Source organism: Streptomyces sp. NPDC049541, assembly GCF_044465725.1.
In the GTDB taxonomy this organism is placed as follows: Bacteria; Actinomycetota; Actinomycetes; order Streptomycetales; family Streptomycetaceae; genus Streptomyces.
On record NZ_JBITLY010000017.1, the window covers coordinates 141,953 to 157,889 of the forward strand.

14 protein-coding genes and 3 pseudogenes are annotated in these 15,937 nt (G+C 69.5%); 1 reads left to right on the forward strand and 16 read right to left on the reverse strand.

What is annotated here, in order from left to right:
• Positions 1–123: 123 nt before the first annotated feature.
• The gene (locus ACIBW9_RS39730) at positions 124–2,385 is read left to right on the forward strand and encodes a hypothetical protein (protein WP_398962886.1); all 2,262 of its coding nucleotides are present in this window, start codon (positions 124–126) and stop codon (positions 2,383–2,385) included.
• A gap of 172 nt (positions 2,386–2,557) precedes the next feature.
• Here the strand turns inward: ACIBW9_RS39730 and ACIBW9_RS39735 are convergent, their stop codons facing one another.
• The 16 genes and pseudogenes from ACIBW9_RS39735 to ACIBW9_RS39810 form a co-directional block, all read right to left on the reverse strand.
• On the reverse strand, positions 2,558–3,292 hold the full coding sequence (locus ACIBW9_RS39735; protein ID WP_398962889.1) for a DnaB-like helicase N-terminal domain-containing protein: 735 nt from the start codon (positions 3,290–3,292) through the stop codon (positions 2,558–2,560).
• Positions 3,293–3,296: 4 nt separating this feature from the next.
• Complete coding sequence (locus ACIBW9_RS39740) at positions 3,297–3,794, reverse strand: DnaB-like helicase N-terminal domain-containing protein (RefSeq protein ID WP_398962932.1); 498 nt, start codon at positions 3,792–3,794, stop codon at positions 3,297–3,299.
• Complete coding sequence (locus ACIBW9_RS39745) at positions 3,794–5,065, reverse strand: DNA cytosine methyltransferase (RefSeq protein WP_398962892.1); 1,272 nt, start codon at positions 5,063–5,065, stop codon at positions 3,794–3,796. Before ACIBW9_RS39745 ends, ACIBW9_RS39740 begins: the two co-directional genes overlap by 1 nt.
• Positions 5,066–5,195: 130 nt before the next feature.
• Positions 5,196–6,948, reverse strand: a pseudogene (locus ACIBW9_RS39750) (type IV secretory system conjugative DNA transfer family protein).
• Positions 6,949–7,025: 77 nt separating this feature from the next.
• Complete coding sequence (locus ACIBW9_RS39755; RefSeq protein ID WP_398962895.1) at positions 7,026–7,811, reverse strand: DUF317 domain-containing protein; 786 nt, start codon at positions 7,809–7,811, stop codon at positions 7,026–7,028.
• A 2-nt stretch (positions 7,812–7,813) separates the two neighbouring features.
• Positions 7,814–8,338: a hypothetical protein gene (locus tag ACIBW9_RS39760; protein WP_398962898.1), complete on the reverse strand. Its 525-nt coding sequence runs from the start codon at positions 8,336–8,338 to the stop codon at positions 7,814–7,816.
• Between the two features lie 74 nt (positions 8,339–8,412).
• Positions 8,413–9,235: pseudogene (locus ACIBW9_RS39765) on the reverse strand (DUF317 domain-containing protein).
• A 378-nt stretch (positions 9,236–9,613) separates the two neighbouring features.
• A pseudogene (locus tag ACIBW9_RS39770) lies at positions 9,614–10,418 on the reverse strand (DUF317 domain-containing protein).
• The gene (locus ACIBW9_RS39775) at positions 10,415–10,798 is read right to left on the reverse strand and encodes a hypothetical protein (protein ID WP_398962901.1); all 384 of its coding nucleotides are present in this window, start codon (positions 10,796–10,798) and stop codon (positions 10,415–10,417) included. The pseudogene ACIBW9_RS39770 and the gene ACIBW9_RS39775 overlap by 4 nt, the downstream one beginning before the upstream one ends.
• A gap of 22 nt (positions 10,799–10,820) precedes the next feature.
• Positions 10,821–11,174, reverse strand: a complete 354-nt coding sequence (locus ACIBW9_RS39780; protein ID WP_398962904.1) for a hypothetical protein — start codon at positions 11,172–11,174, stop codon at positions 10,821–10,823.
• A 99-nt stretch (positions 11,175–11,273) separates the two neighbouring features.
• On the reverse strand, positions 11,274–12,032 hold the full coding sequence (locus ACIBW9_RS39785; protein ID WP_398962907.1) for a hypothetical protein: 759 nt from the start codon (positions 12,030–12,032) through the stop codon (positions 11,274–11,276).
• A gap of 92 nt (positions 12,033–12,124) precedes the next feature.
• Entirely contained in the window at positions 12,125–12,736 is a 612-nt protein-coding gene (locus ACIBW9_RS39790; protein ID WP_398962909.1) for a hypothetical protein, read from the reverse strand.
• A gap of 13 nt (positions 12,737–12,749) precedes the next feature.
• Positions 12,750–13,082, reverse strand: coding sequence for a hypothetical protein (locus ACIBW9_RS39795; protein ID WP_398962912.1), 333 nt, complete (start codon positions 13,080–13,082; stop codon positions 12,750–12,752).
• Positions 13,083–13,309: 227 nt separating this feature from the next.
• The gene (locus tag ACIBW9_RS39800) at positions 13,310–13,600 is read right to left on the reverse strand and encodes a hypothetical protein (RefSeq protein WP_398962914.1); all 291 of its coding nucleotides are present in this window, start codon (positions 13,598–13,600) and stop codon (positions 13,310–13,312) included.
• A gap of 118 nt (positions 13,601–13,718) precedes the next feature.
• Positions 13,719–14,144 carry a hypothetical protein gene (locus ACIBW9_RS39805; RefSeq protein ID WP_398962917.1) on the reverse strand — a complete coding sequence of 142 codons (426 nt, stop codon included), beginning with the start codon at positions 14,142–14,144 and terminating at the stop codon, positions 13,719–13,721.
• Positions 14,145–14,243: 99 nt separating this feature from the next.
• Positions 14,244–14,741: a hypothetical protein gene (locus ACIBW9_RS39810; protein ID WP_398962920.1), complete on the reverse strand. Its 498-nt coding sequence runs from the start codon at positions 14,739–14,741 to the stop codon at positions 14,244–14,246.
• Between the last annotated feature and the right edge of the window lie 1,196 nt (positions 14,742–15,937).

Genomic DNA, 15,937 nt, shown 5'->3' on the forward strand with positions numbered 1-15,937 from the left:
GGGCATCTGGGGCGTTTGTCGGCGGGACCGCGCGCTGTCTCCTTGGCGTGCGGTCCCCAACTGGCCAAGCCAACTCCTCGTCGGCATAGGCTTTCTCAGCGCCACATCGCCAGGGGGTACTTGATGACCGGTTCGGAAGACCATGTCGCTGTTCCAGCGCAGGACGCGTCCGCTCTGTTCGGCCAGGTTCTGGCCGCCATGCTGCGGCACTACACGAGCGACGTGCCCACCGTCGTTACCGTGGGCAGCGATAAGTCGTTCGGGTCAGTTCTTCCGATTCCTGCCGACTGGCCCATCCAGCATGACAATGCGTGGGTTGCTCTCCCGGCCCGTATCAACGGCCTCCTGTCCGTGGGGCCGGTGCTCCTTCTCCCACCCATTGCGGACTTGTGCGACTCTGCCCGACTCTCCCAGGGCTCGGCTGCTGCTTCTGTCGCTGGCCTGTTCGAAGCCGCTGTGGCTGGCATAGAGGCCCATCCCGGCCAGGCTCCTTTGCTGATGCTCCTGCCGGCGAAGTACCTCACTTCCAAGACCAGGGGGTGGGCACGCTTCCGTCGCATGCTTGCCCGGCAATGGCAACCCGTTTTCATCTTGTACTCGACAGGAGCGCTACGAAGTGTCCACCTGTCGAGTGAGGTGGCGGCTGTCCTGCTGTGCCCGAACACCACTCAGACCGTGAAGAGCCGATTTTTTCGGGTGCCGAGAAGCGGCGACGAGGGAGCACTCAGGGAAGACCTTGAGACGCTCCTGCGGCTGCCCGAGGGGAGTACCGCATACGGCTATGTCTCACACAGCGCTTCGTCGGCGGATGAGGGGTGGTCCTACGTCGGCGATGGATCGCCATCGCAGTCTGCGGCAGTGCCGGGCACGACTGCACGCCCGCTTTCGCTCCGTGACCTTACGGTTTCCTCGGTCTTTAACATCGTCCGAGGGTTCTCTGGCCGGTCAGGCGACCTCTGCGAGGCGCATGCTCCGCGCGGCGCGCGCCTCTTGCGCGGGCGGGACATTAGGGGGGACGGGACGATTGCCGAGCCGGACCCGGATAGCGACTTGTGGTACTCCGATATCCCGGAGCGCTATCACCTGCGAGCCGGGGACGTGCTGATTCGAGATGCCTTCCTGCCCGGCCGGGCCGGGGCAGCCTTGGTGAGAGAGCGGGATCTGCCTGCGGTGGCGGGCAACCACACCATTGCTTTGCGTCCGGTCACCTCCGTCGGCCCAGAGCATATGCGCCTCATTCTGGCCTTCTTGCGCTCGTCGGCAGTCGAAAGAGTCTCGCCGCGCGTCGTATCTGGCTTGGTGCATCTGCGCAGGCAGGATCTGGAGTCCCTTGTGCTACCGCAGCCGGATGAGGCACTGGCCACCGCCCTGGATGACCTTGACACGGCGGGGCGGCAGTTGAGCGACTGGAGCGCTGAGGCTACGGCCTTGGCCCGGTCCGTCTTCACCGATGCTCGGGATACTGGGCACGCCCGCCAACGGATCATTGAGGCGGGACAGATTCTGCGGCTGCGGGCCGAGACGGCCGTGCAGCTCGACGACTTTGGGTACATCGTCCGCACTCGATTCCCTTACCCCATCGCGTTGCGATGGCGCGAGACCGAAGCAAAGAAGAGTGCTGGCGACTTCGGGCCCGCCTACGACGCTGTGCTCGATGCGACCGAGATCCTCTTGTGCTACAGCGCCCTCCTCACCGCGGCCTTCGCCCACGGTGCCGGCCTCGACCTCTCCTCCGTCACCGCGCTCCGTAACAAACTCGCCAACAACCACGGCGGCCCCGGACTCGGTGAATGGACTGAGGTACTCCAGGAGATCTCCAGCAAGAAGAAGCGCCGCAGCTTGGGCGCGGAGCATCCACTCCACGAACTAGGCGCGATGCTGGCCGACGAAGAGGTCAAGGCTGCCCGACAGCGGCATTCCGCTCGCCGGAACAATCAGGCACACCTGCGTCGCGCTGACTCGGTCGAACTGCCCAAAGCGCTGGAGGAGTCATTCAATGATCTTTCCCTACTGCTCAATCGAACGCGCTTCTTGGCGGACTGGCCACTGATCGAGATCACTTCCGTGACGTGGGACGCGTTCCGCGGCCAAGCCACTCTCGGCTTCAGACGGCTCATGGGCGATCACCCAGTCGTGCCCACGGAGTCGATGCGGAATCCGAGCAGCGCACTGGAGACTGGCAGCCTTTACGTGATTGACCGCAGTCACCAGCTGCACCTTCTCCGTCCCTACCTCACGGGGCGGATCTGTCCTATTTGCCGCACGTGGTCGACCTTCCACGCCGACAAAGTTGACAATCAGCTTGTGCTGAAGAGCCTGGAACACGGCCACTGCGTGGCAGATTCCACAGTCACTGAACCGCTACGCCATGTTGGGTTGCTATAGACCGCCCTCTGCCGGGGACGCCGCCGAGCGTTGCTGCCCGTCGGCGTCGGCGAGCACAACCTTGGCCACCTGTGGGAGCTGACCGCCTCCTTGAGCAGCGCAGTGGACGAGGAGACGGTCAGCGGGGGTACGCCGTCAGGAGCTGTGCGCGCGGGCGCAGGTGACGGAGCGCTCAGGCCTGCCGTCCGCAGTCGGTCGAGAGTATCGCGGAGCCCTTGTCCGTAAGGCGAGGAGATTTGCGGGTTCGGCTGGCGTGGTGCCGAACGGTCCTGGAACGGGGGTTATCGAGTGGCGGCGGGTACCGCTGTGCGTGGTGGTCCGGCCCGGGAGGGCAGCGGCGTGCGGGGCGTGCGCACAGCGGCGGAGGGTGGGCTTGTGCTGGTGTGCTGGTGTGCTGGTAGCGGGCGCGCAGGGCGTTGAGGTCGGCCAGCGCGCGGCGGCTGCCGATGATCAGCTGATGCGGGGTGTTGGACGGGTCGTCGGTGAACGCCTGTATCCGCTGGGCTACGGCGTGGGCGTGGGCGAGTAGGGCCCGCTGGAGGATGCGTTCGCCCCAGTACTCCGCTGATCCGGCCGGCGTGGAGACGAGCGCTATGAGGTCGCCCGGGGCGAAGTCCTTCGTCAGCAGGCCGCGATGCTGGGCCTCCCATAGCACGGTGATCGGATCGACCGGATCGCCGCGGTAGGTGAGGCTTGTCAGGCACTGCAACAGGGCGCCGTGCAACGGCAGGGCGAAGTCATCGGCCAGCAGCCACCGCATGCCCTTCAGGTCTTGCGGGTGGGCGGTCGCGGTCGCCAGCAGCAGCCGTTCCTCGTCCAGGGCTTCCTCGTCCGTGTCGTAAGGAGGGTTAGGCGGAAGCGGAGTACGGGTCAGGGAGCCGGGGTGCGGGGCGAACTGGCCAGCCATTTCGTCAAGACAGCGCGCGAGGGCGTCGGCCTGGGCGAGAGTGGCAGCGGCGGTGCGGCAGTGTGGTGTCGGTGGCTGCCTGGGCGAGGCGTTCGGCGTGGACACGCAGGGTGCGGCGGGCATGGTCGGCGCGGATTATCCGCGCGTACGTGGCCGTGTGCTTGGGCCAGGGGCAGACCTGGATGAGGGTGTGGAGGTAGGAGGCGGTCAGTCCGGGGGCCTTGGGGCGGGCGGCGGCGAGGACTGCGTTCAGCCACGCCGGGTCCTTGTGGTGCCGGGCATGGTCGGGTGCCGGCACGGTGTGCATCCCCGCGAACAGGGAGCCATGGGCGTAGCTGTTGAAGTGCACGGGCTCCAAGGAGCCGATCTCGGACAGGCGGTGCGGCTCGAGGAGGAGCGCGCCGAGCAGGGCCTGCTCGGCGTAGTGCACGGGCTGCGGCGGATGAGTGTCGGGCAGGTCGCCGAGGTCGTGATCCTCGTGCGGGTCGGGAGCATGGGGCATCAAGCGGCCAGGGTGAAGTTGTCGAGGGTGAGGGTCTTGCCGAGGTGAGGCGCCAAGAGGTGGGCGGCGAGGCGTGGTGGCACAGCGTTGCCGATCTGGGAGAACTGCTGGCCCTTGTTGCCCTGCCATGGGTAGTCGGCGGGAAAGGTCTGCAGGAGGCCGGCCTCCCGGGCAGTGATCCGGATCGGCTCCGGCACCGCGGACGCGTCCGTGTCGTTGGCCGGAGCAGACACCGGTTCGGCGACCCATGTGCACTCGTTCGCTCGGTGTCCGAAGAACAGCGTGGCTGCCGGCTCGGACAGCGGGCGGACGGTGGCGTTGGCCTGGTTGTTGCTACGTAGGGACCAAGACCAGCAGTGTGCTTCGGCGGTGAATGTCGGCGCAGGAGCGGTGGCGGCGCGGTTTTCGCGGGTGCCGTGCCTGGCAGCCCAACCGGCTCCTTCGCGGCGGGACTGCAGGACCACTCCGTCCGGCTGGGGCACCCAGGTGCCGCGCTTCCGGGCGTCGGACAACGTCTGTCGCGAGCCGGAAGGGAACGGTTCGGGTCCGCCGCCGGGTCCGCCGCCAGCGCACACGGTCGGGACGGGCCGGTCGGTCGCGCCCCATCCCAGGGCCTCGGCCATGCTGACCCAGCGGGCGCGGCCCGGACCGAACAGGGATTCCGGCTCCTCGACCTGGGAGTGCGTCGGCGTGGGAGGATGTGCCGTACGGACCCGGGAGGCGAGCAGGATCGCCCGCTTTCTCGTCTGCGGGACGCCGAAGTCGGCGGCGTTGAGGATCCCGCACCAGACTGAGAAACCCCATCCGCGCAGGACGGCCGCGTACTGTTTCCACAGCGGCAGGACGTCCGGCACCTCCTCCATAGCCACCCACTCAGGCTCGCCGGCCGTGTTCAGGGCCTGGAGGTAGCGCATCGGCTCAGCCGCCAGCAGCGACCGCTCGCCACGGCACGCGGCGAGGAGGCGTTCGCGGGTGTCCCGCCCGGCGGCCAAGTCCTCGACCGCCGCGTGCACTAGCGGCTGGTCCACCAGACCGAGGCGCTTGCCAGCCATACTCCACGCCTGGCACGGAGGGGAAGCGATCAGCCCACTAGTGCGGCCGATGAAGGGCCCCGTCGGATACATCGCCACGTCGGCCCGGATCGTCAACTGACCAGCGGCAGCACGAGTTTTGCAGGCCCACTCATCCCACTCCAGGCCGACGTCGCGCACTCCGAGGACACCCAATGCTCGGCTCCAGCCGCCCGGCCCCGCGAAGAGGTCGAGTATCACGTGACCAGCCCCAACTTGTGCCGCTTCGATGCACCCGCATCTCCGCGGCAAGCGACGAGGCCATGCTCGGGCCAACATCTGTCCTTGGCGCCCGTCTGCACTTCGTCGGCTTCGTCCAGGCGTGTCCTGCTCATGCTGCCGATCCGAAGTCGGCTTGGCTGGGTGCGTGTTTTGTGATGGCACGGGCGGTGATCGCTGTGGAGGCACGGGCAGAGGCGGCGGCCAGTTCGCCGGCTCCGGGCTCGGCGTACCAGGGGCGCAGGTCGAGCATCGCGGCGCGCATGCCGGTGGCGAAGACCAGGGCGGTGCCCTTGGGCAGGGCGCGGATCGCATCGGCGGGCAGGATCCGCTCCTGCCGCATCGACACGGACGTCGACTTCCCGGACTCGGACGTTGAGGTGGAGGTGGTCTCGACGTCGTGGTCGCCGATCAGCCGGGACAGCTTGTCCGCGAAGTCCGGGTCGTCGATACCGGATCCGATGACCTTGACGGTCGCGGCTGACCAAATGGCGTCCATGCCCGCGTCTCCCCAGACCTTCTGGCCCTGGCGGTAGGACTGCAGGATCGTGATCGGGATGATCCCACGTGAGCCGAGGTGGGAGTACAGGTCCGGCAGATCGCTGATCTTGCAGACGTTGGCGGCCTCGTCCAGGATCGCCAGCATCGGCGGGTCGAGCCGACCGCCGGCCCGTTCGGCCTGGGCGGTCGCGGCCCGCATCATGGAGTCCGCGCACGCCGCGATCAGCGCCGACGCGCCTCCGCCGCCGTCCTTGGACAGGAGGTAGAGGGTGTCGGTGGAGGTGACGAACTCGGCGGGCCGGAACTCGGCGACGTCCTTCTACGGGGTGACCCAGGCGGCTATCTCGCTGTTGAGTGAGGGCGGCGGCGTACTGGCGGGCGGTCTCGTAGATGCCGTCACGGGTCTCCGGCGGTCCCTCCACGGTGCCCTTGAGCTGGGCGGCGACCGCGGTGAAGTCGTGGTCGCGCAGGATGTCGAGCGGGGTGCGGTCGGCCGGGAAGGCCAGCCACTGCATCACGTCGGTGATCGGCCGGTCATCGAGCGCGGCGGCGAGGAAGAGCTGGCTGAGGATGTTGGATCCAGCCTTGGACCAGAAGTCGCCCTGCTGGGAGGCGTCCACGGAAGCGGCGAGGAAGTGGCCGGCCAGGCGGCCGGCGCCGTCGAGAGTCTTGGCGTCGGCGAGGGGGTTCCACCACATCTCGCGGGCGGCGTGCGCGATCTGCTGCGGGTCCATCGACCAAACCCGTCCCAGCGCACCACGGGCGTCGAGGGTGGCGGTGTTGGCGTCGCTGGCCGCCTTGTTCGAGGTCAGCAGGACCGGTCCGGGCGCGTTGAGGATGGACGGGATCGCCAGCGAGGTGGTCTTTCCCGAGCGGGGCGCCATGATGGCGACGGCCACGTCCTCGTAGCCCATGCGGACCTCGTGCTTGGTGCCCTGGAGGTTGCCGAGGAGGATGCCGGTGTCGCGGGCCTCGATGTGCTTGGCGTCCTTCAGGCTCGGGCGCAGGGAGCGGGCCTTGTCGGTGATCGCCTTGGCCATCAGCGGTTGGATGTCCCGTGCCTAGGCCATGCCGGTGATCTTCTTTTTCCGGCCGCCGCTGCGGTTCTTGTGCCGGGCCCACAGGATGCCCGCTGTTGTCCCGAGCGTCAGGAGGAGGAGAACGGGCACGACGCGTGCCCCGATGAGCAGGGATGTTTCTCCCGCGTGGGGCCAGAGGCGCTGGGGGTGGAGCAGGGCGGTGGCCGGCTGGTACGGCGCCCAGCCGCCTCCGGTGAGGTAGGCGGTGATGTTGCCGGACAGCCAGGCGAGGTGGGACAGGGGGACGACGACGGCTGCGACGCCGATCAGGAGGCGCAGGACAATGTCGTACCCGTCGGTGGAACTGTTGGAGGAGGTGGGGGGGCAAAGAGTTACGTGTCTTCCGGGCGGGGGCGGGGCATTCAGCGGCTGCTGCTGTTCCTGGCCGGCGGCTGGCGCGGCGGGCCTGGAGTCGTCGGCGGGACGGTGCGGCGGGCCGCGAGGGCGTGGACGCGTTTTTCCAGGGCGGCGGCGACGTGCACAGCGAGGGCGTCCGTCGTGCGGCGGGTGACGACATCCGGGTCGCGGGTCGGAAGACTGCGCAAGCTGCCGGTACGCGCTGCGGGGTGCGGATCGGTGAGCGCGGTGGTGAACGCGGCGACCAGTCGTGCAGGGGTGTGTTCGCCGAAGCGGGCCTGCCACACCGGCTTTCGCTCCGGGCCGAGGGAGGCGGTGACGAACCCGGCTCCCGGCTCCTGCGCGGTTCCCAGGCGCTGCACGTAGGCCGTTCCGTTGGGCGACACGAGGCCGTCAGCCCCGATGGCCGGGGGCTGCCACGCGCTCTGCCGGAGCGGTTCGTACGGATCCGAGGGTGTGCTCGCGGCGGGGGCGGGGTCGGTGAGGGCGTCGGTGAAGGCGGCGATGAGTTCGACCGGGGTGCGGGCGCCGAAACTCGCGTACCAGGCGGGCCGGTCCGCCTCCGCCGCATGGTTGAGGGGCCACCACTGTCCGTCGGGGTCGGGTTCCAGGCGCAGGAGGGCCTTCTGGTCCGGGCTGGAGAGCATGACGCGGGGCATCAGGGGGTCGTTGCCGTGGCTCCAGCCGCAGGCACGGTGCAGGGGGACGGTGATCCAGGCGGGGTCACCGGCGTCGGCCAGGTGGCGCGGCGTGATGAGGTCGACCTCGACGGTCTCGGGGGTCGGGGGCATGCTCACTTCCGTGCCGTAGCTCGCCGGTCGGGCGCGGTGGCCGGGGCCGGTGTCGGTGTGGGGGCCAGGGGTGAAGGGGCTTTGCGGGCGGCCGTGTTGATCTCGCGGAGCGCCTTGCCGTGGGTGGCCCAGTCGTCGAGGTAGCTCCACGATTCGGCGTGATGTTCCGCGAATGCGTCGTCGAAGTCCGGGGTGCCGGGCTTGGCGGTGATGGGGAGGGCGTCGCGGGTGACCAGCCATTGCTCGTGCAGTTCGTCGAGTCGGTCGAGAGAGTCGCGCAGGACGCCCAGCTGGTAGACCCAGCGGCTCTGCATGTTGGTCTCCGGGAGCTGGGCCAGCTGTGTTTCGGCCGTGGCCAGCAGGTGACGGGCACCGTACCGGAGCGGCTCGAATGCCTCGGCGGTGTCGGCGTCGCGCTGGCTCGCGCGCCTTCCGTAGGCGTGGTCGTCGTAGGGCCAGCCGTCGAGGTTGGTGTGCTCGTCGGAGTAGGCGTCCCAGGCGTCGAGGATCTTCTTGCTGTCGCTCACGTAATGGTCGAGGTGGCGGAGGAGGTCGCGGTGTGCGCGGTGATCGGCGGAAATGGGAAAGGGGCCATGTCGGTTCAGCGGCGGGCGGTCGGCTGGGCGGTGTGGGCCTGCGCCGGGGTCGTCGCGGGTTTCGTCTGCTGCTTGCGGGCGGAGCGTGCCCGGGCGCGGAGCGACTCGATGCGGGAGGTGTGGGCGTCGACGACCTGCTGCGGGCGCAGCGGGCTGGGCTCCTGCACGGCGCCGTAGTGGCCGGTGCGGTCGTACATGCCGCGTTGGAGCGGGCTGCGGTCGGCCAGCGCGGTGAGGAACGATCCGACGAGGTGGGCGGGGACGTCCTCGTCGAAGTAGGCGTGCCAGATGCGCGGGCCGGGGAACTGCCCGTCGCCGGGCTCGCAGGTCTCAACGTGCCAGGACGACCGGCCACTGAATTCGCTCAGCGGGCGCAGTTCGATATGGCACATGGAGTCCGGCGAGCGCGCCGTACCGTCCGAGTCGCGGTGCCATCCCGCCGAGGTCACCGGCTCCCACGGGTCTGGCTGTTGTGGCGGCGGGGCGATGAGGGCATCAGTGAAGCCGGCGAGGACCTCGGCGGGCGCGAGTTCACCGAACTCGGCGTACCAGCCGGGCTCAGTGTCGGTGGGCTCGGCCCGCAGCCGCCACCACGCAGAGGTGGCGGACTGCGGGTCGAACTGGAGGCTGTGGCGCAGATCGGGACTGCGCAGGACGATCTCGGCACTCAACGGGTCGGAGACTGCGCTCCATCCGGCGGCGGCCAGGCAGTGGGTGACGTGGGGGGCATCCCCGGGGGCCGGCGAGGTGGCGGGGGCTGGTGTCGAAGGGGATCCGCCAGGCGTGCTTGTCGGCGAACTCGGCGAGCTGCCGTTCGCTCAGCGGCACCGACCGCACCCCGGCTCGCTCGAGGCGGCGCTGACGATCACCTTGTGCAGCTCGTCCAGGACGTAGTGGAGCATGTACTGGTCGGTCTGCACCCACGCTGCGGCACGCAGCTCGGTGACCAGGTCGCTGATCTTCTCGCTGCGCGGTGTGTTCGGGTGGCTCTGTACGGCGCGGGCGAGGGCGCGCAGGGTGTCGCCGAGCTGAAATGGGCAGGCCGGTGTATTCGTCGAGAAGGGGCTCGACGAGAGCGAGTGCCTCCTTGGGGTCGGGGTTCTCGCGCAGGTATTCGGTGAGGCGGCACAGGGTGTCGGTCGCGGCGCGGATGGTGTCCGGGGTGAGTGCGGGCATCGGGCTCCTCGGGGTGGTGGGTGTCCGTGGTCAGTGGCGGGTTCGTGCGCCGCCGGCGGCGGCGTGGGGACGGGCGGTGGTGCGCGGTCTGGTGCTTCGGGAGCTGTTGCGGGCCCAGGTGGCGGGCTCGGGCGGCCGTGATGCTGGCCTGCTGCCAGGCGCTGAGCTGGGAGGGCTTGACGGATACAGACCAGGTGCGGATCTGCGCGCTGTGCGGGACGCGTCCGCGCGGGCGCATCACGGGGTCGGGGCTGGCGAGTTCGGTGGAGAAGGCTTGCACGAGGTGCATCGGGGTGTTCGGCGTGAAGTGGGCCGTCCAGCCGTTGCCTTGCTTATCCTGCGCTCCGGTCCACCACATCGCCGCCCCGTCGGGGTTCTGGCGGTACTGCATCCAGGCGGTGCCATCGGGGCTGGTCGCCACGTAGTGTTCGCCCTCGAAACGCGTGTGCCAGTTCTGCTCCTGCAGTGGAGCCCAGACGTTGGGGGCGTGTGCGGAGCGGGGACGGGTGAGGGCGTCGGTCAGGCCGGCGACGATCTCCACCGGGGCTTGACGGCCCAGGTGCGCCGACCACTCGCCGCTGGCACCATCTGCCCGGCCGTGGATGGTCCAGCCGCCGGGAAGGACGTAAGGGTCGTAGGCGACGCGGACGGTCCGGTCCGGGCTCTCCATGAACAAGGGGCCGCCGGTCTTGGACTTGTCCCGCCAGCCCGAGGCGCGCAGGAACTCCGAGACGTGCCGGACGTCGCCGCCGCCGGCCAGGGCACGGGGCTGGACGAGGTAGTGCTGCTCGGCCTGCTCGCCGGGCCCCCAGCCCTGCCACTGCTTCTTCTTCACCGACGCCGCCGGACGACGAGCGGTGCGGGCACTGGGGGCTTCGCCGCAGTGGTGGCGGGCTGGGCGCAGACGTGCTGCAGGGTGTCCTTGTGTTCGTCCAGGTCGAGGGTGATGTCGTGCAGTTCGTTCGAGGCACGGCCCAGAGCGAGCCACACCTCTGCGGGGAGCGCGCCGCGCTCTGCCTGGTCCTTGGCGAACACGCTTCCGGTGGCGACGAGTTGCGTGACGCCCCCGAGGACTCCGCTGTCCGGGTCGAGAACGCGGGCGATGACTTGCGCGGCCTGGGGCGGAGGAAGCTGGGAGAGGTGGTCGGCGAGCTGGCCGAGCTGGCGGGTGATCTCGTCGGCGAGTCTCAATGGGTAGGGGGCGGGGTGGGACATGCTCCTCCGGGGCGGTGGACGGTCAGTGGTGGTGGCGCTGCCCGACGAGCTGTGCCTCGGTGAGGACGGCCTCCGGGCGGGCGCCGGCCAGAGGGGAGGTGTGGTCGGGGCCGCTCGGTATGCAGGCGCGCAGATAGCGACGGAAGAGGGCGGTGGCGAGCCGGGGCTTGAGCCGGTTGCTGATCGGTGGGGGAGTGCGGGGTGCTACGGGTTTCTCCGGGAGTCGGGCTGTGTGCTGGGCGGCCCCGGTGGGGTGCCGGGGCCGCCCGGGCGTCTTACGGGGTACGGGGCGGACCGGCGCGGAGTGCGACGGGGAGCCAGCCGGTGCCAGTTGCTGTGCGGCGGGACAGGCCGTTCGGGTGCGGAGGCCGTGCATGGCCTACCGGTAGGTGGCTTCGTCGAAGACGTCGGGCGTGCTGTTGACGTCGTAACCGGTCAGGAGCAGGGCGGATGCCGAGGTCGGCCTCCGCCTGGTTCATCGAGTCCTGGCGGTTGGCGTACGGGTGCCGGCCGGTACCGGCGGCATGGGTGCCGGGGCGGAGGCGGGCGCGGTCCATCCGGCGGGGTGCTGGAGGGCGGTGCCGATGCCGAGTGCGTCGAGCTGCGGGCCGATCTTGCGCAGGGCGCGGGCCTGGGCGTGGGTGTCGTCGCCCTCCAGGCGGTAGATGCCGCTCTGCGGGTCCTGGACGAAGCCGTGGGCGATGAGGATCGTGCCAGCACGGTCGTCGGCGGGGGCGGTGGCGACGCTGCCGTCCGGCTGCCAGGTCAGAACGATCCGGTCCGGCTGGGAGGGCTGGATGCCGCCGAGGGCGTTGTGCCGGACCTGTGCGAGCGCACGGTCGTAGCGGGCGAGCAGATCGCCGGCGACCTGCTCGGCGCTCAGGAAGGGGTCGTCTGCCAGGACGATGCCGTTGGGCTCGGGGACAGCGCGGTACGCCTCGTCGGGCAGGGCGCGCGGGGCGACGGCGGCGAGAAGGAAGCCGTCGCGTCCGTCGTGTCGGTCCAGGAGGGCGAGCTGGGCGCCGTCGGGGCGGCTGAGGACGGCCGCCTGCGTCAGCGGGTGCTCGGCGAGGGAGGCGGCGACCATGTCCAGGTCCCAGATCCGGTCGGCGAGTTCGGCGAGGTCGTCCTTGGCGTCGGCTGGCAGGTGGGTGCTGGTCCAGGTGTCGGGGAGTTCACCGGCGAGGACGTCGGCGTACGAGGCGAGGCGCTCGGAGGTGTCGTGGTCGTGCATGGTGTCCTTGGGCAGTTGCGGGGGCTCAGCGGCGCAGGCGGGTGGCACCGACGGGTGGCGGTGCCGGGGCCGGCAGTGCACGCGGCGGAGCGTTAGGGCTCGTGGTCGGGAACCCGCTCGGCGCAGGCGCGGCGGCCGGGGTTAGGGGCGCGCCGGTCAGCCAGCTGTTCGCGGGTGTGCGCGAGGTCAGAGTGGATGACGCGGACGTATTCGTCGGCGAGGTAGTGCAGGCGCCGGGCGGTGTGCGGATCGGTCGCGTTGCCGAGTCCGTCGAAGAACTCCGCCAGAGCGCCGAGGGTTTCCTCCAACCCGGCGAGGATGCCGTCGTGGGGCGCGGTGAGTTCGGTGAGGATGTCGGCTGCCTCGGCGGTGTCGGTGGCTTCGCGCAGGCGTTCGGCGAGGTGGGAGACCGAGGTACCGAGCGTGGGATAGCGCGCGGGGCGGGCGTCGGTGTCGAAAGGTTCGTCGCAGTCGACGTGGTACCCGGCAGCCCGCAGGCGTGCTACGGCATCGGTGGCGAGACGGGACTCGTCGTCCTCGGTGAGGCCGGCGGGGGCGCGGTGGTAGGTCTCGTGGAGGCGGACGACCGCGATGAATCCCGCGCGCTGGAGAATGCTGTGTGCCTCCAAGTCGCCGCCGCACGCGAGGAGTTCGCTGGAGTTCGAGTCGCGGCGGATGTCCATGAAGCGGCCGGTATGGGGCAAGAAGGCGTTGCTCCTACGGAGATCTGTGGGCGGTGTGCCGGGCTACGGGCGGTGCGGCGGCGATCCGGGACCGGCGGACCAGGTGGGCCGCGGTGGTGTCCAGGTCCTGCTGGATCGCGTGGAGCCGGCGGGCGATCAGCTCGAGACCGTGTGCTGCTTCGGTGCTGGCGGCTCCGGGCTGGAGGGCGATGCGGTGAGCGGTGTGCTCGATCAGTCCGCGGACCGTGGCCAGCGGGCCGGCCTGCTCGTCGGCGAGCTGCGTAAGGAGGCTCGCGAACTGCGCGGATGCGGTGGGTGCCGTACGGACAGCGGGGCGTGTCGCGGGTCCGGTGCGGGCGGGGATCAAGTTGAGGTCCTGTTCGATGCGGCGTGCCTCGTCCGTAAGGCGCCGCAGTATGTCTGAGGGCGGGGTGCGCCAAGTGCCGTCGAGGTGGATCAGGTTGGCGATCAGGTCCAGGCGCCCGGGCTGTGCCTGGACGGCGATCCACCGCCAGCCGTGCTCCGCGGCTCCGGGTATCTCGATACCGGCGGCTCGCGCGAACCGGTGAGCGGTTTCGGCCCACTCGGGACCGGTCAGCTCCCGGTCGTCCGGGTGGAGGCGGATGTCGAGATGGAGGATCGCCCGTCGGTCGTCGTCCGCACTGGCAGTGAACGGATGCTCCAGGTAGGGATCTTCGAGGTGCTCGGCCCACTGGACGGATGTCCAGTTCTCTGCTCGTCGTTGGGGGTGTAGTAGTTCAGGTCCGGCCAGTGGGCGACGATGGTGTACTCCGTCAGACCCTCGTTCGGGGAAAGGGGCCGCCCGAGTGCCTCGGCGAGCGGGTCGCGCGGCGAGTGGGTCCGCGCGTGCAGGCGGGGGATCATGACGGGGCTCCGCCCGACGTGCGGGTGGGCGGCCGGTGCTGATGAAGGCCGCGGGCTGTGCAGAGCAGTGAGCGCTCGCGGGCCAGGTCGGAACGGCCGGGGCGGTGCATGGAGGAAGTCATCGGCCACTCCGGATGTCCGCGATGTGCACGAGCTGGCCCAGGGCGGTGGTGGTGTACCAGCCGCAGTCGATCAGCTCGTCGCGGTCGGCGAACCGCGTAAAGAGGGCATCCTCCATGGCGCGCAGGTAGATCAGGCAGTCCGGGCAGCGGCGCGAGAGGTGCACGAGGTAGCGGGGGTGGGCGGTGACGTAGGACTGGGCGCCGCCGGTCGCATCACGCAGCCGCCAGCCGTCCTCGTCGGTCGGGGTGTGCCAGGACGGGGCCACGACGCGCATCGCATCGCCCCACAGTTCTCCGCCGGCCTTCCCCTTCAGGACGACGACAGTGTCACCGGCCTGGAAGTGGGCGTGGGTGATGTCTCGATCGGGGGTGAGCGGGTCGGGCGTCGGTGCGAACGCCGAGGTGGGCGGAAGCTGGGACATGAGTTCCTTCCACGCAGATGCTGGCGGGGTGGGAGCATCAATAGTCCGGAGGAACGCCGGTTTGGCTAACCGGCGTTATCCGGCTATGTTGCCTAGCCGTCAGTGGAACGGGTTCTCCGTCCCGCGGTCCGCCTCACTGGCTGCGTCGAGGAGTTCGAGCAGGTCAGTGCCTTCGGCGTCGCGCTGGTCGATCCACCATCCGGCACGGGTGATGGCGCGGGCCTTCTCCTCCAGCTCCGCCCAGTCCGCCTCGTCCCACGTGCCCTCGATGACGAGCGCGGTGTGCGCGGATGTCATCAGCTGGTGGCGGGAGCGTTCGCCCCAGTCCAGGGCCTTGGCCGGGCCCTCCAACTGCGGCATGTCGAACTGCTTCGCCCACGCGAGGGCTGCCTCCTGCTCCTCGGCCCGCTTGGCCGCGAGCCACCCATCCTTGGACTCGGAGTCGGCGTCGCGTGCGGCTTTCCAGCAGTCGGTGCAGTCCTTCGACGCGAGCCAGCGGGCGAAGCTGGCCCGCTTGTCGGCAGGGCGATTGGACAGGTCGTGATCCACTCGGTGGGAGCAGGCGTGCTCCACGGTCCAGTGCGTACGCACGGCCATGATTCGATCTCCTCAAAGGGGCTGGAAGTAGTGGGGCTGCGCCTTGATCAGGGCGTCATGTACCGGCCACGGAGCAGGCACCGGCGCCAGCCGCACCGCGCCTGCCCGCGGGGCCCAGATGTCGGCGCGCGGCGAGAAGGACGGTGAGAGCGAAGGCCGTGCCGGTGCCAGGGCTGCAGCTTGGGCCCCCCAAGAAACGGCTACCAACTTGCCTGGGTGTCAGTAAGGTTGGCTACCATGGACGTGGTTGACGAGATCCTTGAAGGCATGGTGCATCGGTGATGATGGCCAACCGCTACGGCGCTCCATCCGAGGAGCGATAGGCGCGCCAGGCCGGCGCTTCCCTATCGCGACGCCCGCTGGGCGGCGACGCTGTGACGTGAATCCAGCGCAGGCTGCACCCTGCCCTGATTCAGGTGACGGCGCTCCGACGGAGTATGGGAGGGCCCTACTTGTCTGCCACCACTTCTACCTGTGACCACCGCGTGTATCACGTTGTCGTCGTTGCTCTGGTATCCGTCATCGCTGGGCTCGTTGCGTGGATCGGCTCTGCTGTTCTGGGGCAGCCTGCCCTCACCGCCGTCGCTTCTGGCGGTGCGGTCCTTGCCTTCACCTACGGCGCTGGCATGACCGCCGTGTCACACGTGAGTAAGCGTCAGCAGTAGCCGCTGCTCCGGGGCGGCTGGCATGGCCGCCCCTAGGCCGTGGGCGCTCAAGACAGCTCACGATCGTGCTCGTATTTTGCGAGGGCAAGGTTGATCGCGTACTGCTCCATGGGGTCGTCGCTGGTCGTCTGCACAATCACAATATCGTTGGCCAAGCAACTACCTCTCCAGCTCGGGTACCGCGACCCTACCCAGCCGTCCACGGCACACCGAAAGCCGGTCGCCACCCGTGAAGGTGAGTGACGCACGACCAAGCCATGGATCAGTCCGACAGCAGCGGCTCGGGGGTGGCGCGTCGCTTGGGGGTTGCGGTGGCAGATCCTCTCGTCGAAGGGGTTGTTCGGGTTGCGTCCAGGGAAGTGGTGTACGGGTTTGACCTGATCCGGGGGTTTGCTCCGGCGTCGGGATGGTGCCCGCATAGATGAACGGCCACCGGCTGATCTTCGAGGTGTCGAAGCTCGAAGGAGATCAGCACGATGACCGCACCCGACAGTCTGCCCCTGCACGCCCTCGCCGAGGACAACCTCGCCG